The sequence below is a fragment of the Massilia sp. W12 genome (assembly GCF_037300705.1).
Taxonomy (GTDB): Bacteria; Pseudomonadota; Gammaproteobacteria; order Burkholderiales; family Burkholderiaceae_D; genus JACPVY01.
Map to the genome: position 1 here is coordinate 3673907 of NZ_CP147776.1, position 24212 is coordinate 3698118.

The following is a 24212-nucleotide window of genomic DNA, read 5'->3' on the forward strand; positions in this document are numbered from 1 at the left end:
CCGTCAACATGTTTGCGCGCAACAAAGCCGCCGCAAAAATCCATGTGGCCAAAAAAGGCGTAACGATAGCGCATATTCGCGGCGCAGTGAATGGGCAGAAATGCAGATATGAGGAAAATTTGGCAAAGGGCTGGAAATGTTTCAATTTGTTTTTGCTGCAACGCAATATAAAACTGCTGTACATTCCGCCAACGCCTAAATCTCTGTCCCTTAACAAAAAATCCGCCACAGCCTGAGGCTGCATCGAGGCCATCGGTTTTCCCTGCGGCGCGCCTTATCGCAGCGCAGCATGAAAAAAACCGTCCCTGAAAGAAATTTGCCATCCTGAAACACTGTTGTTTCCACGCACAGACTTATGCACCAACAGTTGACAGAAATCCTGATTTGATGATCCTATCTGTCCTCAAGTTTGCGCACACGTAAGCTTTACAGAAGAACACCTCTTTCGGTGTATCGACACACTACAAACAGCGCGGCAATGTCCCCAAAGAATCAAGCCGCGCATCACTTCCCAAGGAGTCTGGATGATGATTGAAACAGTTTTGTCACGCGCAGTCCGCACCAGTTTTGCGGGCGGCGTGGCGCTTGGCCTTGGCCTGTTTGCCTATTCCGTACAAGCACAAGACGCCAAGCCGGAAGAAAAAGCCCAACGTGTGGTGATTACCGGCACCGCAATTCCGCGCACCCAGACCGAACAACTGCCGGTTACTGTGATCAAGCGTGAAGACATCGACCGCACCGGCGCCACCACGGCGCAAGATCTGGTGGCGATGATCCCGTCCAACTTTGGCGGCACCGTGGTCGCCAGCAACGTTGGCGTGACCGGCAATGCGTCCACCGCCAATCTGCGTCAGCTCGGCCCGAAATACACCCTGGTGCTGTTGAATGGCCGCCGCGTCGCCAACTATGCCTTCGGTAATTCGCCGGTTGACTTGAACTCGATCCCGATTTCCGCGATTGAACGTGTGGAAGTGCTGCGCGACGGCGCCTCTTCCCTGTATGGCGCAGACGCAATCGCCGGCGTCATCAACTTCATTCTGCGCAAAGACTTCCGTGGCATGGAAGCCAGCGTGTACGCCACCAACGTCAGCCAATCCGGCGGCGGCAACACCCGCAGCATCAATTTCTCCGGCGGCTGGGGCGATCTGAACACCGATAAATTCAATTTCTTCCTCAGCGCAAACCGCGAAGAAAATGAAAAACTGCGTGCGCGCGACCGCAGCTTCGCCAACACCGCCAAGCGCGATGATCTGGGCATCAACAATTCTTCAGCCCGTAACGGCATCCCGAATCTGACTTTCAAGGACACGCTGGGCAATCAATACACCAGCATCAATCCTTACCGTCATAAAAACTGCGATTTCCCGGAAATGGCGTTGGTGGTGCGTAACGCTACCGAGTGCGGCACCGACTATGTGAAATACATCGACATCGTGCCGGCAGTGGACCATGACAACCTGGTTGGCCGTCTGGTGCACAGGCTCAGTGAAAACCATGAGCTGTACGCTGAAGGCGCAATCACGCGCGACTATCTGATTTCGGCTTACTCGCCGGCGCCATTTACCAACCCGTTTGCCGGCTACCCGCAAAGCGGCCGCTTCTACCCCAGCAAAGTGACGCTGCCCAAGGGCATGACGCTGAAAGCCGGCCATAAAATGCCGGACGGCACTGTGCTGGCCAGCGACACCGTACTGAATGCGGATATGGATGTGACGCCGAGCGGCGCCATCGCAGGCCGCTGGCGTACCGTGCCGGGCGGCGGCCGTCATGACGAAACTGTCACCGTCAATCAGCGCTGGCTGCTCGGCGCCAAGGGTGAGTTCGCCGGCTGGGACTATGACACCGGCCTGACTTTCTCGCGCAATGAAGGCACGGTTTCCTTCGGCCCGGGCCAATACAGCTACGCCAAGCTGACCCCGTTGCTGGAATCCGGTGAAATCAATATCTTCGGCGCGCAGGACGCCAAGTCGATGGCGGCGCTGGAATCGGCCCGCCTGTACGGCGATCAGCGCAAAGCGGTTTCCGAATCCAAGGAATTCGATCTGCGCATCTCGCGCGAACTGGCCAAGCTGTCGAATGGCGGCTCGGTGGCGCTGGCGACCGGCGTATCGTACCGCCGTGAAGATCTGGAACAGATCTCCCTCCCGGTGCTGGCCTCCGGCGACCCGGTGGGCGGCGACGGCCCGGTGCCTGGCGTGACCGGCAGCCGGAATGTGCTCGGCCTGTTTGGCGAATTGAGCTGGCAAGTATACAAAGACCTGGAAATCCAGGCCGCTGCCCGCTATGACCGCCTGAACAATAATTTCGGCGTGTCTTTCAGCAAAGTCAGCCCGAAATTGTCGCTGCGCTTCACGCCGAGCAAGGAAATCATGGTGCGCGCTTCTTACGGCCAGGGCTACCGCGCCCCGACGCTGTATGAAAACCTGCGTCCCTTCACATCCGGCGGCGCGACCGGCGGCAGCTTCAGCGATCCGCTGCGCTGCCCGAATGGCCGCCCGATCAGCAACACCAGCACCCCGGTTGGCGTGATTCAGGATGAGTGCGAAATCCAGCTCACCACCGCCACCGTTGGCGATATGAATCTGCAACCGGAAAAGTCCAAGCAATACACCCTGGGCTTTGTGTTCCAGCCGACCAGCACTTTGAGCGGCTCGCTGGATTTCTGGAAAGTGGATATTTCCGACGCCATCATTCAGAAATCTGAGATCCAGGTGATGAGCGATCCGGTCGCCAATCAGAAATATTTCTACCGCTATGACCCGAACTACACTGCCGCTGACGGCAGCAAACCGTTCAAGAATGGCTGGGTGGATGATGGCAAGCAAACCGGCGCGATGTCCGGTTCGACCAATGTGAATTTCCCGCTGGCCTATGTGTTCCTGCCTTACGAAAACACGGCCTCGATTTTCGCATCCGGGATCGACATCAACCTGAACTACAAGCACAAAACCGCCAGCATGGGGAATTGGAGCGTCAACCTGGACGGCACGTATTACACCCGTCACGGTTATCAATATCCGGGCCTGGCTTCGGTCAGCGACAATGGCGCGTATAAGGACTTCGGTTCTGTGCCGCGCTGGCGTCATGGCTTGACCATGGCATGGGATATGAAACCATGGTCGGCTTCGATCACCCATAACTACACGTCTTCTTATAAAGACTTTACGGATCCGGCTTCGATCGGCGCGGATTATCCGGCTGAACGCACCGTGGGCGCTTACAGCACCTTCGATACCCAAGTCAGCTGGAATGGCGTGAAGAACCTGGACATCACCTTCGGTATCCGCAACATCTTCGACCAGGATCCGCCGTCTTCGCGTAAATCGGCCGGCTTCCAGGTTGGTTACGATGAAAAGAATGTCAATCCTCTGGGTCGCACGTATTATCTGCGCGCCCGTTACAAGTTCTGATCTGCTTGTTGCAGTTCAGTGACATAGTTACAACCGGCGGGTGAAAACCCGCCGGTTTTTTCTTTTGCACAGCAACATTTTGATAACAGATTTTTGCATCCCCTCTCTTGAAATCCACTATTGCATTGCAGCAATTTAAATCCAATCCGAGTTATAAATAACTCTCAAAAAAACGCATTTCTGCAGCAAAATCCATGAAATTCGCCAAAAATCGCCAAACTCCGTGGATAGATGTTAAGAAAATGTGTTGTTTTTCCGCAAAATTGTAAGTTTTCTTGTTGACATGTAACCGACCCGATGGTCTGATAGCGGGGTTAGAAATTTTAGTCCTGCATTTAAATTTCAAACGCGCCGACCAAGCGATAGAAGTCACAATCCATAAACAAAATCTGGTCGAAGCCATCCGCTTCGTACAGGTTGCGTCTTTTACCCTAGGAGTAAGCATGATCAAAGAAACCGTGTTGTCCCGCACGCTGCGTCTGGTGTTCGCAGGCGGCTTGGCGGTTGCCGTGCCCTACACCGCTTTTGCACAGGAAGTGCAAAAGGTTGAAGTGCTCGGTTCCAGCATCCGTCGCAGCATCACCTCTGAAACCACGCTGCCGGTGCAAACCTTCAGCCAAAAAGACATCCAGAAGACTGGCGTGTCTTCCGTTACCGACTTCATCCAGCAATTGCCGGCAATGCAAGGCTTTACTGCTGCGACTGACTCGGTTGGCGGCGGCGGCGGCGGCATCACCACCGCTTCCATCCATGGCGTAGGCGAACAATACACCCTGGTTCTGTTGAATGGCCGCCGTATCGCTCCGGCCAACTCCGGCAGCACCATTGACTTGAACTCGATCCCGCTGTCCGCAGTGGAACGCATCGAAGTGCTGACCGACGGCGCATCCGCTGTGTACGGCGCTGACGCGATCGCCGGCGTGGTCAACTTCATCCTGAAAAAAGGCGCTTCTCCTTTTGAAATCACCCTGAAGACCTCCAAGCCGCAAAAAACCGGAGGCGAAAGCTGGAATCTGGGCCTGAGCAAGGGCTGGGGCGATCTGGAAGCTGACGGCTTCAGCGCCATGGTTTCCTATGCGCACGACGAAAACAAACAGTTGAAAGCTGCTGACCGCGACTTCGCCAAGACCGGTATCATCAACTTCCAACACGGCGGCAAGACCCTGCGCTTCTTCAACGGTTCTTCCCGTGGCATTCCGCCGAATGCAACCGTGACCTTCAACAGCACCCCGGTGCCGAAGAATCTGAATCCGTTCGCGCTGGCAAACGGCGGCTGCGCAGCGCGCAACGTTGATGCTTTCGGCGACGGTCAGTGCTATTTCGACTACGCTTCCACCGTGGAAATCTACCCGGAACAAAAGCGTGACGCCTTCTTCGCCAACGGCGCCATCAAACTGGGCAAGACCGGTTTCACCGCCAAGGGCACGTTCTCCTACACCGATGCGCACATCAATGCGCGTATCGCACCGTATCCGGCTGACTTCCGCATCACCAAAGCTTCCCCGCTGTACGCTCCGTACATCAAACCTTACCTGACCGCTGAACAAGACGCTGATGTGAAATCGGTGCTGGTCAAGTATCGTCTGTTTGAAATGGGCGGCCGTTCCTATGACTACGGCACCAAAGCCACCCACTGGGTAGGCGAAGTGGCTGGCGAAGCCATGGGCTGGGATCTGAAAGCCGGTTTGGTGTTCTCCGAGAACAAACAAACCAATGACTACACCGGCGGCTTCCCGCTGGATGCTGAATTCACCACGCTGATCAACTCCGGCAAGCTGGACGTGTTCAAGTACAAGCTGGGCGAAATGCCGGCTGACCAGAAAGCACTGCTGCTGGGCACCGGATTCAAGGGTAACTACTCCACCCAGACCGTGCGCATGACTGCAGCTGACTTTGCCGCTTCGCGCGAACTGTTCGCCTTGGGCGGCGGCAGCGCTGCGCTGGCGTTTGGCGCTGACTATCGTCACACCAAGTACGGCACTGACTACGCCAAAGTGGCGGAAGACGCGCTGATTCTGTTTGAAGATCCGAAGGTCGATGACGGCTTCAAGCGTTCCAACTGGGGCGCCTTTGCTGAAATGAACCTGCCGTTCACCAAGCAATTGGAAGCTTCCGCTTCGCTGCGCTATGACTCCATCGGCGCAACCGAAAACACGGTTGAGAAGAAAACCTACGGCAGCACCCAGTCCAAGAGCACCTACAAGGTCTCGATGAAGTTCACGCCGAGCAAGCAATTCTATGCGCGCGCTGCATACGGCACCGGCTTCAAAGTCGGCACCATGCAACAAATCGCCGGCACCCGTGAAGACTGGGGCGTCAGCGGCGGCACCTATGCTTGCCCGATCACTGCTGAAAACGGTTTGGGTTCGCATCCGCTGGCTTCCTTCTGCCCGGTTATCGGCAAAGAAGCTGACGGCCGCAACAAATACGCCAAGGCTCAGGTTGAAGCTTTCCGTGGCGGCAATGCCAATCTGGCGCCGGAAAAATCCAAGCAATGGTCTATCGGCGTGGGCTTCCAACCGGTTGATTGGATGACTGCCAAGCTGGATCTGTGGAGCGTGGAAATCGAAGATGCGATTCAAGCTGTGGACGAAGCCGAATACTTCGCCAATCCGGCTAAACACATCTCGCTGTTCACCACCAAGACCAAGCCGGGTGGCGAAACCTATCTGGCCTACCTGCTGGCGCCGGCCAACCTGGCAAGCGCTCAGTACCAAGGTCTGGACTATGAGTTCAGCGCTTCCGGTAAAGTGTTTGATGGCCGTCTGGTCGGTACCTTCCAAGGCACCCATCTGCTGAAATCGCGCTATCGTTCGAGCAACGATGCTGATTGGTCCACCAGCCTGGATCAATACGGCCCGGATTCCGCAGTACAGTTCCGTAACATCTTCAAGTTCAACCTGACCTGGGACAATGCAGCATGGACCCACTCGGCTACCGTGAACTACAAGAACGGTTACAAGGACAAAGAGCACAAGAAGGCTAACGGCGCTGTGACCGAGCAACCGTCCGGCACCCCGGTTGATATCCGTCTGGATGTGCCTGACTACACCACGCTCGACTGGCAAACCGTGTATCGCTGGAACAAGAACCTGACCTTGACCGGCGGTATCATCAACGTGTTCGACAAAGAGCCTCCGCTGTCGCTGCGTAACACCGGTTCTCACCAACTGGGTTACGATCCGCGTTATGCAAGCTCGCTGGGTCGCACCTTCTACATCCAAGGCAGCTACAAGTTCTAATCTTGTCGTTGTGGATGTGAAAACCCCGCCGCAAGGCGGGGTTTTTTATTGCCCGCACCGAACAGGCAAGGCGGGCATAAAAAAACGCAGCCGCAATGGCTGCGTTTTTTTCACCATGGACAGGTTTATTTTTCTGCGCCGATCACCCGCAAACGGCGCTCGCGCACGGACTGCGCCAGATTTTCCAATACCGCCACGCTGGCGGCCCAATCAATGCAGCCATCGGTGACGGATTTGCCGTATTCCAGTTCCTTGCCCGGAACCAGATCCTGACGCCCGGCTTTCAGATGCGATTCCACCATCACGCCAACGATGCGGGTATTGCCGGCCGCGATCTGGCTGGCGATATCGGCACACACCGGAATTTGGTTTTCCGGCTTTTTCGAGCTGTTGGCATGTGAAGCGTCAATCATCAGGCGCGAAGCCAGGCCCAGTTTGGCCAGATCGCTGCAAGCCGCTTCAACGCTGGCGGCATCATAATTCGGGGTTTTGCCGCCCCGTAAAATCACATGACAATCCTCATTCCCGTTGGTCGAGACAATCGCCGAATGTCCGCCCTTGGTGACGGAGAGGAAATGATGCGGCTGGGATGCGGCCTTGATCGCTTCGGCGGCAATTTTGACATTGCCATCCGTGCCATTTTTAAAGCCGACCGGGCAGGACAAGCCGGACGCCAATTCGCGATGCACTTGCGACTCCGTGGTGCGTGCGCCGATTGCGCCCCAGGAAATTAAATCAGCGATGTACTGCGGGCTGATCACATCCAAAAACTCGGTGCCAGCCGGCAAACCCAATTCATTGATATCGAGCAGCATTTCACGCGCCATGCGCAGCCCGTCATTGATGCGGAAACTGTTATCCAGATAGGGGTCGTTGATCAAGCCTTTCCAGCCCACGGTGGTGCGCGGTTTTTCAAAATATACCCGCATCACGATTTCCAGCTCGCCGATAAAGCGCTGGCGCTGTTCGCTGAGCAAACGCGCGTATTCCATGGCCGCCTTGGTGTCATGGATTGAGCATGGCCCGATCACCACCATCACACGGTCATCCATGCCATGCAAGATGGCATGCAGCTTTTCGCGCGCATTGGCGACGGTTTCGCCGGCAGCTTCTGTCACGGAAAATTCGCGGATCAAATGGGACGGCGGAATCAACTCCTTCATTTCGCGGATTCGTAAGTCATCGGTGCGACGCATCATCTTTTGGCCTCTCTGTTCAATTCAATTCAGTTGGATTCTTTGGGTTCTGCTTGCGATTTTCTCAGTGCGCGGGGTAAAAAAAAAACCGCCATCGCTGGCGGTTTGTTTTCGGTCTGCTTCTTTTACTTTTACATAAGCTGGCCGCAATTCCCCGCCTGACGACTGGAAAAGCTAAAGTAAAAGTAAAAGAAGAAGAATTTAGTCATGATCACAATGCGCAATGCCGCATAAAAGCAGGCTGAACCGGAAAAACGCCCCACACTGTGCGGGGCGAAAACCACTATAACAAAATTTCCCGCGCTTTGGCAAGCAGATTCAGCGCTTTTTTGCGCATTGCAATATGGCGCTTGAAATGCGACGAAGATCTCACACCATGCATTTTTGCCGATGTTCTGCATCACGCAACACTCTGCGCGCAAGCGCCAACAGCGAATTCCGCTTTCTTTACCTCTCTGCAAAACCAAACAGTGATGCCTAAGAAGCCAGAAAAAAGCTTTCGCCGGGCATAGCGAAGCGACTATGATGCAGCGCGGCAATCAAGCGCCGCGATTTCTGCAAGGCAGAACAGGGCGGCATGTCATCCGCCCTGCTGACACAGATCAATTGGCGGTGCCGCCAACGGTCAGTTCTTCCACCCGCAAACTGGGTTGCCCCACGCCCACCGGCACGCTCTGCCCGTCCTTGCCGCAGACCCCGACGCCGGCATCGAGTTCCAAATCATTACCTATCATGCTCACTCTTTGCAGCACATCAGGGCCATTTCCGATCAGGGTTGCGCCCTTGACCGGATAAGTCACTTTTCCATTCTCGATCATATAAGCTTCGCTGGCCGAGAAAACGAATTTGCCGCTGGTGATATCAACCTGACCGCCGCCGAAATTGACCGCATACAAACCATGTTTGACGCTTTGAATAATTTCCTCGCGCGTATGGGCCCCATTCAGCATATAGGTATTGGTCATGCGCGGCAGCGGCAGGCAGGCGAAGGATTCACGCCGGCCATTGCCGGTGATCGCGCTTTTCATCAGGCGTGCGTTCAAACTGTCTTGCAAATAGCCGCGCAAATAGCCGTCTTCAATCAGGGTTGTGCATTGGGTCGGGTTGCCCTCATCATCGATATTCAATGAGCCGCGCCGGTGCGCCAGGGTGCCGTCATCAACCACGGTGACGCCGGGGGCGGCGACACGCTCGCCGATGCGGCCCGAGAATGCGCTGGCGCCTTTACGGTTGAAATCGCCTTCCAGGCCATGTCCGATCGCTTCATGCAACAACACACCGGGCCAGCCCGGCCCCAACACCACCGTCATCGGGCCGGCTGGAGCAGGCCGCGCATCCAGATTCACCAGCGCCGTTTGCACCGCCTGCTGCGCATAGCTTTGCAAAACATCATCGGTGAAATAGCGGTAATCCAGGCGCCGCCCGCCGCCGGACTGGCCGCTTTCGCGCCGCCCGTTTTGCTCAACAATGACCTGGATCGAGATCCGCACCAGCGGCCGCACATCCGCCGCCAGCACGCCATCGCTGCGCGCCACCAGAATCACATCGTATTCGCCCGCCAGGCTGGCCATAACCTGGATGACGCGCGGGTCCAGGGCGCGCGCCATTTTTTCCAGACGTTCAAGCAAAGCCACTTTTTCGGTTGCGCTTAAAGAATCCAGCGGATCGAGCGGTAAATACAGGCTGCGGCCACCGTGCTGCTGCATGCTGCCCGGCAATTTGATCTTGCCGGCGCCCTGGCGCGCAATGGTGCGCGTGGCTTCTGCGGCTTCCAGCAAAATCGGTGCGGAAATTTCATCAGAATATGAGAATGCGGTTTTATCGCCCGATACGGCGCGCACGCCCACCCCCTGGTCAATCGAAAAACTGCCGCTTTTCACTATGCCCTCTTCCAAGCCCCAGCTTTCTGACTTGGTGAATTGAAAATACAAATCGGCGTAATCGACTTTGTGCGCAAACATATGCGCCAGGCTGCGCTGCAAATCAGACTCATCCAGGCCGGCTGGCGCCAATAAGACTTCGCGCGCAATCGCCAGGCTGGAAAAATTCGGTTCAAATGCTGTCATGGGTATGCCTTTGTACAATTCTTTCTTTCATTTTAGTGGCTTACAGGCGCCGGTGCTGCAAAGCCGGCAAGCTGCTGCGCACCTCTGCCATGCGCTGCAAGTCAAATTCGCCTGCCGCAACGCCCTCGCCTTCTTCCACGCAAGCCAATATGTCGCCCCAGGGGTCGATTAACATGCTGTGGCCCCAGGTGCGGCGCCCGTTTTCATGCGTGCCGCCCTGAGCTGAAGCGAGCACATAACACTGATTTTCAATTGCGCGCGCGCGCAGCAGGGTTTCCCAATGTTTGCTGCCGGTGGTCCAGGTGAATGCGGCGGACAGCAGCCACAGCTTGACATCGCCGGCGGCGCGGAACAGCTCCGGGAAGCGCAGGTCATAACACACCGCCAGCCCGGTTTTGCCAGCCGGGGTTTCGACTGTCGCCACATCGCGCCCCGGCACAATGGTTTGCGCCTCATCATAGGCTTCGTTATCTTTCTTGAAGCCGAATAGATGGATTTTGTCATAGCGCGCCACCCGTTCGCCGGCGGGATTGAACACCAGGGTGCTGTTGAACACCTTGCCCGGATCATCGCAGGACAGCGGCAAAGTGCCGCCGGCCAGCCACACGCCGTGGCGGCGCGCCATCTCTTGCATGGCGTCTTGAATCGGCCCGCCTCCCAGCGTTTCGCGCACGCCCACCTTATCGCGGTCACTCTGTCCCATAATCGCCCAATACTCCGGCAACAAGACCAGTTGCGCGCCCTGCCCGGCTGCCTGCGCCACCAGCGCCTGCGCGCGCGCAATATTGCGCGCCACATCCACCCCGGACACCATTTGCACTGCCGCCACTTTCATCATTGTCTTCCTCATTTGGAGGCCGGCGCACTGGCCGTGCGCGCCTCGGTTTTACTCACCTGCGGCTCCTTCCATGAACCGCTGACCTGATAGTGAAATGAAAACACCTTGGAGACCGGGGTTTTCAAAAACATTTGCGCCAGGAATGAACCCAGGCCGACAGCCGGATTGACGGCCAGCGCATACACCATGGAAGCGGTGCCGACATTGATTTCCGGCTGCACTTCCACATACATATTTTGCGTTTCAGCCGCGATATCGACATTACCCGCCATCTGCACCGTGGCGTTGACGCCTTTCATTTGCAAATTATCCGTCTGCAATATGCCCTTGGCGATCAAGGCGTCGGCCTTGATTTCATCAAACGCGAATCCTTCTGAGAATACATCATGAAAATCAAGTTTGAGCAAACGCGGCAAAGCCTGCAGACTGAGCACAGAGAGCAATTTGGCGGCGCCCGGCTCGACCTTCAAAAATTGGCCGCTGCCCAGGCTAAGCTTGAGTTTGCCGGACAAACTCGGCACATCAAAGGCATACGGCATGCCCTGCCATTGTAATTCGCCGCTCAATTTGCCGCGCCCGTTGCGCAAGGCATTGGCGAAACCGAAGCGCTCCAGCATTTTACCGGCGTCATCCACATTCAAACCGAATTCGAGCAAAGTGCGGCCATTTTGCCAATTTCCTTTGGCCAGCAATTCCGCCTCTGCGGTTTGCAGATGCAGGCGGTTGATTTGCCATTCGCGCGCGCTGTGCGACTGATAATTGGCCTGTAATTCGAGCTTGCCCAATTTGCGATTGAACAATTCAAACTCATCCGCCACGATGTCCAGCGCCGGCATGCGGGTCAGCTTCTTGCCTTCGATGATCTCACTGACTTCGCCCGCCGCCGATTCAGGAATCACCAGACTGCCCAGGCGCGCACTCAGGCGGCTGCCGCGCTTTTCGCCGCCGCCATCCCAGTTCAAATGCCCGCTTAACTGCGGCGAGTGCACATTCACCAGCCAATTGCCATTTTGCAGCGTGGCGCCCAGCGTCAGCTGCTGCATGCGTTTGCCAAACAGCTGCAATTCATCCGCACGCAAGGCAATCCGCTCGGCATGCAAATAGGGGGCGAAAAGCGTTTCCTCCATTTCGCCGCCCGGCTCTGCGCCGCCGGCCCCGATTTGCTGCGCCAATTGCCGCCAGGCGTCCAGATTCAAACTCTTGACCTGGGCTGCCAGCGCCAACCCGCTGTCAGATTCCGGCGCCGGGTTATTGACGCCGATGCCGGCGCGCATCACGCGCCAGGAACCGTCCTGACCACGCTGGCGCTGATAGCGTGCTTGCAAGAGCGTGCCGAGCTGGATGCGGATTTCATCGCGCGCGATGCCATCTTCCTGGATTTGCATTTGATTCACCACCCGCAAAGGCCAGCTTTCGGCTGCGCTTTTTTTCATCGGCAGAGGCAAATTCAGCGTCAAGCCTTGCAAATTGCTTTCCGCCACCACTTCCACTTGCTTTTTGCGGACGATGATATTGGCTTGATAGCGGCTCGCGCCATGCATCTGCCCGACCAGATGCTGCAAGGCGCTGCTGCTCCAGGCGCGCCGCAGCCCTTCGCTGCTGGCATTGCCGCTGAGTTTGATCTGAATCGCGCCGTCGGCTTGGCTGCCGCCGCTGATGGCCAGCGGGCCGCCGACAAAAAAGGTGTTGATGCCTGGCAGTTTGATGCCTTTTTCATTGAACTCCAGACGCCCGCTGACCGCCGCCAGCGGCGGGGTGTCGCGCCACAGCTGAATCGTATTATTTTGCAGCTGCAAGACGCCTTGCACTTTGGCGTCAATCATATGATGTAAGGGTAATTGCAATTTCAGGCCGAGCTTGGCTGTGCCTTCGGTTTTGGTTTCGCTGGTGAAATGATTGATCCATTCATACACCGGGCTGGCGCTGACATAGCCGATAAACCCCTGCAATGGGCCAAAAGCCGTGCCGTCAATTTCCAGCACCGCATCATGCCGCATCAAATCCGCCACCACCGCACGCACTTTTTGCAATTGCATGCCGCGCGACTTACCACTGTCGCCATACACTTCCAGCCGGCCACGGTCGAATAAAAAGCGGCCCTGAATTTCTTCCGCCTGCGGCCACAACGGGGCCACGCCATCTTTGGCGTGTTGGCCGGGGGTGTAATTCAATTTGGCCTGATGCAAATCTCCCTGCACCAGAAAAGCATGGTCGCCATACGCGCCGCCGTGGGCAAACGGAAAATGCGCCAGATCGCCGCGCAAACTCAGGCTCACCGCCCGCGCCTCGCCGGCTTCCAGAGCATGACTTAGCCAATGACGTAAATGCGGCTCGGTTTGTTGCGGCAGATAACGTCCGATTTGCGCCAGCGGCAGGCGCGGAATTTGCGCCCGCATATCGATCCGCCCCGGCCCTTTGCCGGCTTCCAGCGGCAGCCAATGACGGCCCGAAGCTTGCAGCTCAATACCGTCAAAGCCGGCTTGCAAGCGGTCAATTGTCAATAATGCCTGATGTTGCTGGCGCAAATCCCAGCTGGCGCGCAAGCTGAGTTGATCAAAATCAATCTGCCCCTGATCCAGCCAGCCTGGCAATTGCAGATTAAAGTTTTTCGTATCCAGATCAATCTCGCCGCCATGCTCGCTGGCGTCGATGCTGCCATGCAAATTGGCAAAGCCGGGAATCGCCGGGGCGGCGGCTTGCGCCGGCATGCCGCCTTGCGCGGCCTTGGCGGCGCGCGCAACTTGCGGCGCCAGCGCCAGATTATCAAAGCGCGCCTTGACCCGATATGAAGAAATATCCGGATAACTGCCGCGCCATTGCAAACTGGCGTTATGCAAGACGCCGCGCGGGGCCAGGTCATGCAATAAACGGCGCTGCGCCTGACCGATAGGCAGGCGGGTGGCCAAGGCGGCCAGAGTTTGCAAATTCAAACTGCTGGCTTGCAGGCGTATCGATTCCGGCTCCTTGCCGTGCGCGGCCTGGAAACGCTCTTCCAGCGCTGTCGCCTGCAGTGTTAAACCATCTTGCGTCTCCAGCATAAAATCCTGCAGCGCCACCACATGGCCGTAACGGCCAAACGCCGGCTGACCATCTTGCGGAAATTTCCCGGGATCATAATCCTCACGCGCTTCGACCCGGCCTGTGAGTTGTTTTAATTCGAGGCGGTCGAGCTGACGCCCGAGCCGCCCGGAAAACTGCTCAAGCGCCAGATCAGCGGTGAAGCGGGCCAGGCGCGCATGGTCCAGATCCAGCCAGGCTCGCACCGAACCCTTGCCCTGGTAAATTTCAAAGGGATACGTCACAAACGCCTGCCACACCGCCAGATCGGTGGCGCGCAGATCGGCATACAGCACGCCCTTCCATTCGCGCATATCAGAAATGCGGCGTGCAAACGGGTGGTGCATAAAATCGGCGCGGATATCCAGCATGCCGCCATATTCCGCCGGCGGGGTGGCGCGCAAGCCGGCGCGATGACGCCGCCATTCATTGCGCAAATTCAGATGAACATCTTGCAGCACCAGCTCGGGCGCATTGCGCAAGACATCATTCCAGCGCACCCGTCCGTCGTGAATCAAAATCTCACGCTGATGTAAAAGCCAGTCGGCGGCGCTGCCATCTCCGCTTTTTTTCTGGTCGATATGGATGCCGGCGACATAAATGCGGCCATCCTGCTCGCGCCGGATATCCAAATCCGGACGCGCCAGCTCCAGAGTGGAAAAACGCAAATCCGCATGCCACAAACTGCTCCATGACAAGGTGGCGGAAACGCTGGGCAGGCGCAAAGCCACCGCGCCGCTCTTGTCATAAATCACCACATCGCCCAAAAACAGATTCGGATGCAAGCCGCTCCAGGAGGCGTACACCCGCTCAATCGCCACCGGCAAACCGAGCGCGCGCGCCGCTAAACGCTCCAGATCAGGTTTATACACATCGATATTCGGCAACACCAGGTAGCGCAAACCCAGCAGCAGCAAGGCAAACAGGAAATACAGGACTAAAACCGTTTTCACGAACCAGCCAAACACATGGTGCGTGCTGCGGTTGGCGTAGCGCCAGCTGGCGCGCAGGGTATGCCAGAGCAGTCCCAGCCAGGAACGGGCATACGGCGGCGTAGGCCGCGCGGGAGAGGGCGCGCTTTGCTGCGCTTCTGGCTGATTCGACATGCCTGCTTGCTTTTCCGGTATCAATGAATGCCGCTTATCTCATTGCGGCAAGTGCCGAGATTGTACCCTGCTTGGCGGCGCCACACTGCGCCGCCGCCAATCCGGGTTTGCTTGCGCGCGCCGGATCGGTAACAATGACTGATCGCCACAGACGAATCCGATCATGCCCGCTTCCCTGCTCCCGCCGATTCAGGCTTCACGCTTTTGTTCACGCTGGCTGCAAGCCGATTCACAACGCCCGGCGCAACTGGCCGAGGTCTGCCGCCAGCCCTTGCACACGCTTGATTTTGGCGCGCTGCTGGCGGCGCAACAAGGCCATAATACAGCGCACGCCATGCGCCGGCTGCGCAATCTCTTGCTGTGCGCCATCATCACGCGCGACCTCGACGGCCGCGCCGACTTGAGCGAAGTCATGCAAAGCATCAGCCGCTTTGCCGATTTCGCCATCGCCACCCTGCTGGCTGAATGCAGTGCCGAAGCCAAGAGCCTGTACGGCGCGCCTGTCGGAGAAGAGAGCGGCGGGGAACAGCACTTGCTGGTGGTGGGCATGGGCAAACTGGGCGCGCATGAGTTGAATGTCTCGTCTGACATCGACCTTATTTTTTTATACGGCGAAAATGGCGAAACGCAAGCCGGAGCGGGGCAAAAATCGCTTTCCAACCATGAATACTTCATCCGCCTGGGCAAAAAGCTGATTGGCGCTTTGTCAGAAATCGGCGAAGACGGGTTTTGCTTTCGCGTCGATATGATGTTGCGCCCGCATGGCAAATCCGGCCCGCTGGCGGCCAGTCTGGCCATGCTGGAAGAATATTTACTTCTTCAGGGGCGCGAATGGGAACGCTATGCCTGGGTCAAGGCGCGCGCGATCTGTGGCGCGGCGGCCGATATCGCCGCTTTGCAAGACATTGTGCGCCCCTTTGTATACAGGCGATATCTGGATTATGGCGTGATTGACTCATTGCGCACCTTGCACAGCCAGATCAGAGCCGAAGTGGTGCGCCAGGAGCGCACCCGGCCAGAACACAGCAACAACATCAAACTCGGACGCGGCGGAATCCGTGAAATTGAATTTTTGACCCAGGTGTTTCAATTGATACGCGGCGGACGCGAAGCGGAATTGCGTCACCCGGCCACACGCCACACCCTGGATGTGCTGGACGCCATGGGTTTACTGGAAGCCGGCGTGGTTGCGCGCCTGCAGCAGTGTTACGCCTTCCTGCGCAATCTGGAACATCGCTTGCAATATGTGGATGATGCGCAAACCCATATGTTGCCGCAGGATGCGGCGGAGCTGTCGCGCATCGCACAGATGATGGGCTTTGCCGATAGCGCCGCTTTATTGCAGCAACTGCAGGCTACGCGCAGCGAAGTCGCGGAGCAATTCGACGCCATGTTCGCAGCCCCCGATGAAGCCGACGGCGCCTTACCGGACAGCAATGCCGAAACGGCAGAGTGGCGCGCCCATATGCAGGAACAGGGTTTTGCCGACGCCGCTGCTGCTGCGCATTTATTACAAGCCCTGTTTGCCTCGCCCAAGGTGAGCGCAATCAGCGCCGCCGGGCGCGAGCGCCTGCAAACCCTGGTGCAACAGGCGCTGCCGCTGATTGTGCAGCACGCCAAACCGGAACAGCGCAACGCCTGTCTGGCGCGCCTGACTGATTTTTTTGAAGCCATCGCGCGCCGCGCCGCCTATCTCTCGCTGTTGATTGAATATCCGCACACCCTGCAACGCGTGGTGCAAATGCTGGCCGCCTCGGGCTGGGCGGCGCAGTTTTTAAATCAGCACCCGATTCTATTGGATGAGTTATTGGATGACCGGCTTTTGCTGGCGCCAACCGACTGGCCGCAACTGGCGCAGCAAATCGCAACAGAATTGCAGCAGGCCGCCGGCGACACGGAACGCCAGTTGGATATTTTGCGGGAAGTGCACCATGCCCAGCTGTTTCACCTGCTGGCGCAGGATTTGAACGGGGCCTGGCAGGTGGAAGCGCTGGCCGATCAGCTTTCTTACCTGGCGGATGCGATTGTCGCCGCGATTATTCCGGCGGCTTGGGCCACGCTGGCGCAACGCCATCGCGAAACCCCGCGCTTTGCCGTGATCGCCTATGGCCGCCTGGGCGGCAAGGAATTGGGTTATGTCTCCGATCTGGATGTGATTTTTCTGTATGAAGATGAGGAGCAGGAAGCGCAAGCGCTGTATGTCAAGCTGGCGCAGCGCTTCATCACCTGGATGACCACGCACACCCCCGCCGGGATTTTATTTGATATCGACACCGCGCTGCGCCCGGATGGCGCCAGCGGCACCCTGGTTTCCAGCGTGGCGGCGTTTGCGCGTTACCAGCATGAATCCGCATGGGTGTGGGAACACCAAGCCTTGACCCGTGCGCGCTTTTGCGCCGGCGACGCGGCAATCGGCGCGCGCTTTGAGCAGATCCGCAATCAAGTCTTATGCAAAGTGCGTGACGAAGCAAAACTCAAAGAGGAAGTGTGCGCCATGCGTCAACGCATGCGCCAGGCGCAACGCAATCCTGATGCGGCTTTATTTGAATTGAAATCCGACCCCGGCGGCATGATTGATTGCGAATTCATTGTGCAATATCTGGTCTTGCGCCATGCCGCACAATATCCGCAACTGACAGAAAACCTGGGCAATATCGCTTTATTAAAGCGCGCCGCGAACCTGGGCTTGATCGACATCGATGCCGCGCAAAATGCCGCCGACGCGTACCGCAGCCTGCGCCGTCTGCAACATAAAAGCCGCCTGCAGGGCGAGGAAAGAGCGCGCGTGCCGCATGAGGAAGTGGCGACGGAAAGCCGGGCGATACGGGAATTGTGGCAACTGGTGCTTGGCTGAATGACTGTCTTGCCAAACCAGACTTCGATGCGGGCCTGGCGCTGCTGTCTGCGGCTTTGGCGCAAACGCCCATGCACTTGAATCATTCAGCGCGCCGCTGTTGGCGCCGACTGTTCTTTAATGGCTTGAATATGGATTACGCCCTGTTGAAATCACTGCACATGCTGTGCGCCGGCTTGAGCATCAGCCTGTTTTGCTGGCGTGCGATGCTGGTTTTGCGCGGGCTTGCGCTGGCGCGCACGCTCAAAATTCTGCCGCATGTGATTGACACGGTTTTGCTGGCGTGCGGCGTGAGCATGGCCATCATGGCGCGCTTGAATCCCGCACAACAGCCCTGGCTGGGGTTGAAACTGGGTTGCCTGCTGGCGTATATCATATTGGGCAAAATCAGTTTGGCGGCCAACACCCCGCCCAAAGCACGCCGCGCAGCGCTGGCCGGCGCCTTGCTGGTTTTTGCCTATATGCTGAAGCTGGCGCTCAGCAAACAAGCCGGCTGGTAAGCCGCGCCGCATCACCAGCAGCGCGCTCAGGGACAGATAAATGCTTTGCGCGCGGTTTGCCGGGGACCGGCAAAAGCCTTATCACGGCCCGCATTATCCGCTTCGGCATGGTAGTTGTTCGTATCCCAGCTGAAGCTGGTGACAATATTGTGAGTCTTTGCGGCGGCTTGCAGCTTGCACCAATCGTTTTTCAAATCCTCTTCCAGAATCATGAAATCGGCAATCAAGTCGCGCCGGCCATTCACGCTGCTTTGCAACTCCGCCACGCTGCCGATATTTTTCAACATCAGACGCGCATTGCTGCCGGTCTGGCGGCGTATTTCGCCAAAGCGATCAATAAAAGCGCCCAGCGTTTGCGCCGCACCAGCGCCATAGCCGGCGCGGTACAGATTGTCCACCTCCACCGAATCCACATTCCAGGCTTTCAAGGCCAGCAGTTGATCACGCATTTGCGCCAGGAAGCCGCTGCTGTTCCACTCAATCATCCAGGGCTGGCTGTCATCGTGACAACTGTCGCCAGCGGGAATCTCTTTGACGCCATATTGCCGCGCCGCCGCCTGCACCCGCTGGCATTCATCCGCCGCCCAATCATTCCCGGTCGGCCCGCCCGGCCCCTCCAGATAAACATGGATGCGATAACCCAGGGTTTGCATGCGCCGCATCCGCTCGCTGAATTCCACGCTGTTCAAATCGGCCTCGATTGATGTGCCTGCGGTAATACGGTAGCCGTTCAATGCTGCGCGCGCTGCCGGCGTCGTCAAGGCATCCGCCGCTTCACTGACCGCGCTGAAATAATAATAGTGCGCGGCGGCGGGGCCGGGCGTTGGCGTCGGGCTTGGCGTGGGTGTCGGGCTTGGCGTGGGTGTCGGGCTTGGCGTGGGTGTCGGGCTGGGCGTGGGCGTCGGGCTGGGCGTGGGTGTCGGGCTGGGCGTGGGCGTCGGGCTGGGCGCAGGCGTTGGACTGGGCGTGGGCGTCGGGCTGGGCGCAGGCGTTGGACTGGGCGTCGCGCCGCCGCCCCCGCATGCGCACAAACTGGCGGCTGTCAGCAGACATACCGTCCATTGCCCCCATCTGCTCTTGATCTGTTTCATATGCGCCCCTCCGGCTGGCCTGGTCTGTGCGTGTGAAAGCCCGACACTACCACGCCGCAAGCCAGGATGGCGAGACCTCCTCGCGCTGAAACCGCCGCGCGCCAAGGCGGATACTGACCGTTTAATTTTCACAAACAGCAAAAATAAAGACGCACAACAAAAAACTTTTCAGTCAATAAATTTCAAATAATGAAAAATAATACCAATAAGATTGCACTGAATATATTTTTACTGCTCAATTATTGCGCATTTATGACTTTTCCCTTGCGTGTTGCAAAGTGCTTACGTACACTGCAGCCTTGTTTTAGCATCCCCGGCAAGCTTTCAAACTCACAAAGTTCAGGCCTGCCAACGGTTGAATAGCGCGCATTGATGCTGCTGTTCATCCTCAAAAGCGCTATGTTGGCGCGCCTGATGCACCTGCTGAAAAGAGATTGGAATCCCATGCAGAAACCATTCAGAATCCTGCCTTTGGCCCTGTTGTTGTCTGTTACGGCCAACGCTCACGCCAACGATCTGTCGCTCTCCCCTTCCAGCCTGCAATTGAAATTGGCTACGGTTGAATCCATCGCCGGTATGCCGAATGGCGAAACGCGCCCGCCGCAATTGGTGCTGGATGATGAGCTGATCTTGCCGCCGGTAGCCCCGAATGTCGATGTATGGGAACGAATCCGCCAGGGCTTTGCGATTCCCGATCTGGATACGCCGCTGGTGAAAACCCACGCCAACTGGTATGCCGCACACCCCGACCATATTCAGCGCACTTCCAGCCGCGCCGCGCGCTATCTCTACCATGTGGTGCAGGAATTGGAAAAACGCGGCATGCCAAGCGAACTGGCGCTATTGCCGTTTATCGAATCTGCCTTTAATCCCGAAGCTTTTTCCCCCGCCAGCGCGGCTGGCATCTGGCAATTCATCCCCTCCACCGGGCGCGATTACAACCTCAAGCAAAATCTGTTCAAAGATGAGCGCCGCGCGGTGCTGGCCTCGACCGAAGCCGCGCTGACCTATTTGCAAAAATTGCATGGCATGTTCGGCGACTGGCAGTTAGCGCTGGCCGCTTACAACTGGGGGGAAGGAAATGTGCAACGCGCGATCCGGCGCGCGCATGCAGCTGGCAAACCTATTGATTTTGTCACGCTGTCGCAATATATGCCGGCGGAAACCAAAAACTATGTGCCGCGCCTGCAAGCGGTGAAAAACATCATCGCCCAGCCTGAGCAATTCAAACTCGCCTTGCCCAAGGTGGAAAACCAGCCATATTTCACCACTGTCGCCAAAACCCGCGATATCGACGTCAAACTGGCGGCGCAGCTGGCGGAAATGCCGATGGATGAATTCAAGGCTTTGAATCCGCAATTCAACCGCCCGGTTATCGTGGGCAGCACGCAAACCGAGATTTTATTGCCGCAAGACAAGGCGGAAAAGTTCAAGGTCAATCTGGCGCAATGGGGTCGCGCCCTATCTTCCTGGACCACGCACACCATCACCAACGCGCGCGAAAAGCTGGAAACCCTGGCGGCGAAATTCTCCACCACGCCGGAAGTGCTGCGCGAAGCCAATCACATCCCCCCGAAAATGCGCCTGCGCGCCGGCTCCACCATCCTGGTGCCCAAGACCGAGGCGCTGGAAGCGCATGACATCGCGCCGGAAGTGGCCGACAATGCGCGCCTGGTGGTGGAGCCTGATGTGGACCTGCGCAAGATCAGCGTGCGCGCCGGCAAACGCGACAGCCTGGCCTCGATTGCCCAGCGGCACAAGGTCAGCGTGGCCGATCTGCGCAGCTGGAACAGCTTGAAGAGCGATAAATTAAGCGCAGGTCAGGTGCTGCAGTTGCAAGTGCCGGCGGCGCGCGCCAGCGTCGCGACGGCGCGCCAAGCCACACCGCTGCGCATCGCCGCCGCCAAACGCCCGGCCGTGCGCCATGCCGCGCCGGCCAAGCCGCGCGCCGTGCTGGCGGCGAAAAGCAACCGCCACGGCCGCCGCAGCTGATGCGCTCCGGCGCAGCCTGCCGGCTGCGCCGATTTTCCCGCTTCAAGCATACTTCGCTTGCATCCTGCTGGCAGAGTGCCTAGAATTGCGCCCGCAACCGAGGGAAGCTTCTAAAACCGGCGCTGTGCAGTTTGCGCCGCTTCCCGCATCACTCACTGCGCTGGGCGCACTCATCTGGAGTTAATGATGGCATTCTTGCAAGGCAAAAAAATCCTGATCACCGGCTTACTGTCCAATCGTTCTATCGCGTATGGCATTGCCAAAGCCGCCAAACGCGAGGGCGCCGAACTGGCGTTCACCTACGTTGGCGAACGTTTCAAGGATCGCATTACCGATTTCGCTAAAGAATTCGGCAGCGAGCTGGTGTTTGAGTGCGATGTGGCCAGCGATGAGCAGATTGAACGTCTGTTTGCCGACCTGGCGCAAAGCTGGCCGCAATTTGATGGCCTGGTGCATTCCATCGGCTTTGCCCCGCGTGAAGCGATTGCCGGCGATTTCCTCGAAGGGTTTTCGCGCGAAGGCTTCCGCATTGCGCACGATATCTCAGCGTACAGCTTCCCGGCGATGGCCAAGGCCGCCATGCCGATGCTGTCGCCAAACGCAGCGCTCCTGACCCTGACCTATCTTGGCTCAATGCGCGCGATTCCCAACTACAACACCATGGGCCTGGCCAAGGCTTCGCTGGAAGCCTCGGTGCGCTATCTGGCCGAATCCTTAGGCCCGCGCGGCGTGCGTGTGAACGGCATTTCCGCCGGCCCGATCAAAACCCTGGCCGCTTCCGGCGTCAAGGATTTCAGCTCGCTGCTGGGCCATGTGGCGAAAAGCGCGCCGCTGCGCCGCAATGTGACAATTGAGGAAGTCGGCAATGTGGCCGCCTTCATGCTCTCCGATCTGGCGTCCGGCGTGACTGGTGAAATCACCTACGTCGATGCCGGTTTTTCGCACGCGCTCGGCTTGGCTCAGGATTAAGCCGCAGCGGCTGAAGGGGCGCTTGCGCCCCTGACAGACTCTTTCCACTGGGAAAATATTTAACATTTCCGTGCAGAAAGAGGGAATTTGCTGTATAGTTCTGGTTGTGCGCTGCAATATTCCATTGCTACCAATATAAGGCCGCGCACTGTTTCCAGAAATACTGGAAAAGCTAAACGCAAACCGGCCCGCCGGTTGCCAACAAAGCACCCCGCCGCTTCCATGTATCAGTTTCAGTGATACCTTCCCGGCGCAAGCTTTTGTGCCGAATCTGTCTTTTCAGCCTTCGCCGTTGGCCGCGTTGCTATCTGTGGCGTGCCTGCCGCACGTTGATTGCATATAAATGGGTCGCCCGAATGGGTTGCCCGGAAAGAAAGATAATGACATTTGAAGCTCTTGGCTTGCATCCTTCCGTTTTGAAAGCTTTGCAAGAAGCAGGATACGAAAAACCCACCCCGGTGCAAGAGCAGGCATTGCCTGCCGCCATCGCCGGACGCGATCTGCTGGTTTCCTCGCAAACCGGCTCCGGCAAAACCGCCGCTTTTATGCTGCCGTCTTTGCACAAATTCGCCAGCCTGCCGCCGTCGCCAGCGGCGCGCACCCAAAATCAGGAAATGCAATCGGCGCGTGCGCGCGGCGAACGTGCGCGTTTCCGCCCGGCCCAGCCGAAAATGCTGGTTCTGACGCCGACCCGTGAATTGGCTTTGCAAGTCACCACCGCCACCGAAAAATATGGCCGCCATATGCGCCGCGTGCGCGCCGTGGCGATTCTGGGCGGCATGCCTTACCCCAAGCAGATGCATCTGCTGTCGAAAAACCCGGAAATCCTGGTGGCCACGCCTGGCCGTCTGATCGACCATATGGAATCGGGCAAGATCGACTTCTCGCAACTCGAAATTCTGGTGCTGGACGAAGCCGACCGCATGCTGGACATGGGCTTTATCGAAGATATTGAAAAAATCGTCGAAGCCACGCCGGCCACCCGTCAAACCATGTTGTTCTCTGCCACGCTGGATGGCGTGGTGGGCAGCATGGCGCGCCGCATCACCACCGATCCGGTGGAAATCCAGATCACCAGCTCCAGCTCGCGCCATGAAAACATTCAGCAGCGCGTGCACTTTGTGGATGATCTGTCGCATAAAAACCGCCTGCTCGACCATCTGCTGCGCGATGTCTCGATGGGCCAGGCTGTGGTGTTCACCGCCACCAAGCGCGACGCCGACACCATCGCTGACCGCCTGAATATCGCCGGGTTTGCCGCTGCCGCTCTGCATGGCGACATGCACCAGGGCGCGCGCAACCGCACGCTCGACAGCGTGCGTCGCGGTCAGGTGAAAGTGCTGGTGGCGACTGACGTTGCGGCGCGCGGGATTGACGTGCCGACCATCACCCACGTCTTCAATTACGATTTGCCGAAATTCCCGGAAGACTATGTGCACCGGATTGGCCGCACTGGCCGCGCCGGCCGCAATGGTCAGGCGATTTCGCTGGTGAATCACAGTGAAAACATGCATGTGCGCCGGATCGAACGTTTCACCAAGCAAACCATCCCGGTCGATGTGGTGGAAGGTTTTGAACCGAAAAAAGCGCCGCCTCCCCGCACCGGCTTTGGCGGTCGCGGCAAACCGGGCGGCGGCGGCAACCGCAGCGGCAGTGGCAGCGGCTGGAAACCGGGCGAAGGCAAGCATGGCGCCAAACCGGGCCAACGCAGCTTCGCCGGCAAACGCGAGTTCGGCAGCCAGCGCGACTTCGGCGCGAAACGTGAAGGCGGCCGTGAATTCGGCGCGGCGCGTGAAGGCGGTCGTGAATTCGGCGGCGCGCGCGAAGGCGGCCGTGAGTTTGCGCGTGCTGATCGCGGCCAGGAACGCCGTCACTACCGTCAAGGCTGATT

Annotated in this window: 13 protein-coding genes; 7 read left to right on the forward strand and 6 right to left on the reverse strand. The window is 57.8% G+C overall.

The genetic code is table 11. The features are described from left to right. The first annotated feature begins 524 nt into the window (after positions 1-524). A complete protein-coding gene (locus tag V8J88_RS14730) occupies positions 525-3410 on the forward strand; it encodes a TonB-dependent receptor (protein ID WP_338844919.1) in 2886 nt (961 codons plus the stop codon). Positions 3411-3853: 443 nt separating this feature from the next. Beyond that, a complete protein-coding gene (locus tag V8J88_RS14735) occupies positions 3854-6652 on the forward strand; it encodes a TonB-dependent receptor (RefSeq protein WP_338844921.1) in 2799 nt (932 codons plus the stop codon). 125 nt (positions 6653-6777) lie between these two features. On the opposite strand, the gene aroG is transcribed toward V8J88_RS14735, so the two are convergent. From aroG to V8J88_RS14760, 5 genes are all read right to left on the reverse strand, one after another. Then, entirely contained in the window at positions 6778-7848 is a 1071-nt protein-coding gene (aroG, locus tag V8J88_RS14740; RefSeq protein WP_338849891.1) for a 3-deoxy-7-phosphoheptulonate synthase AroG, read from the reverse strand. 131 nt (positions 7849-7979) lie between these two features. Further along, positions 7980-8252 carry a hypothetical protein gene (locus V8J88_RS14745; RefSeq protein WP_338844923.1) on the reverse strand — a complete coding sequence of 91 codons (273 nt, stop codon included), beginning with the start codon at positions 8250-8252 and terminating at the stop codon, positions 7980-7982. 198 nt (positions 8253-8450) lie between these two features. Continuing rightward, complete coding sequence (gene tldD, locus V8J88_RS14750; protein ID WP_338844925.1) at positions 8451-9914, reverse strand: metalloprotease TldD; 1464 nt, start codon at positions 9912-9914, stop codon at positions 8451-8453. Between the two features lie 40 nt (positions 9915-9954). Next, positions 9955-10752: a carbon-nitrogen hydrolase family protein gene (locus tag V8J88_RS14755; RefSeq protein ID WP_338844927.1), complete on the reverse strand. Its 798-nt coding sequence runs from the start codon at positions 10750-10752 to the stop codon at positions 9955-9957. Between the two features lie 8 nt (positions 10753-10760). Further along, positions 10761-14915 (reverse strand): YhdP family protein, encoded by a 4155-nt coding sequence (locus tag V8J88_RS14760; RefSeq protein WP_338844929.1) that lies wholly within the window; start codon positions 14913-14915, stop codon positions 10761-10763. Positions 14916-15078: 163 nt separating this feature from the next. On the opposite strand from V8J88_RS14760, the gene glnE reads away from it, so the two are divergent. Next, positions 15079-17769, forward strand: coding sequence for a bifunctional [glutamate--ammonia ligase]-adenylyl-L-tyrosine phosphorylase/[glutamate--ammonia-ligase] adenylyltransferase (gene glnE, locus V8J88_RS14765; protein ID WP_338844931.1), 2691 nt, complete (start codon positions 15079-15081; stop codon positions 17767-17769). 131 nt (positions 17770-17900) lie between these two features. Beyond that, complete coding sequence (locus V8J88_RS14770) at positions 17901-18269, forward strand: SirB2 family protein (RefSeq protein WP_338844934.1); 369 nt, start codon at positions 17901-17903, stop codon at positions 18267-18269. Between the two features lie 26 nt (positions 18270-18295). Here the strand turns inward: V8J88_RS14770 and V8J88_RS14775 are convergent, their stop codons facing one another. After that, entirely contained in the window at positions 18296-19360 is a 1065-nt protein-coding gene (locus tag V8J88_RS14775) for a hypothetical protein (RefSeq protein ID WP_338844936.1), read from the reverse strand. Positions 19361-19804: 444 nt separating this feature from the next. Between V8J88_RS14775 and V8J88_RS14780 the strand changes: the two genes are divergently transcribed. The 3 genes from V8J88_RS14780 to V8J88_RS14790 all read left to right on the forward strand — a co-directional run bounded on the left by V8J88_RS14780 (position 19805) and on the right by V8J88_RS14790 (position 24210). After that, entirely contained in the window at positions 19805-21352 is a 1548-nt protein-coding gene (locus V8J88_RS14780; protein WP_338844938.1) for a transglycosylase SLT domain-containing protein, read from the forward strand. A gap of 186 nt (positions 21353-21538) precedes the next feature. Then, the gene (gene fabI, locus V8J88_RS14785) at positions 21539-22321 is read left to right on the forward strand and encodes an enoyl-ACP reductase FabI (protein WP_338849892.1); all 783 of its coding nucleotides are present in this window, start codon (positions 21539-21541) and stop codon (positions 22319-22321) included. A 380-nt stretch (positions 22322-22701) separates the two neighbouring features. Continuing rightward, complete coding sequence (locus V8J88_RS14790; protein ID WP_338844939.1) at positions 22702-24210, forward strand: DEAD/DEAH box helicase; 1509 nt, start codon at positions 22702-22704, stop codon at positions 24208-24210. The last annotated feature ends 2 nt before the right edge of the window (positions 24211-24212 follow it).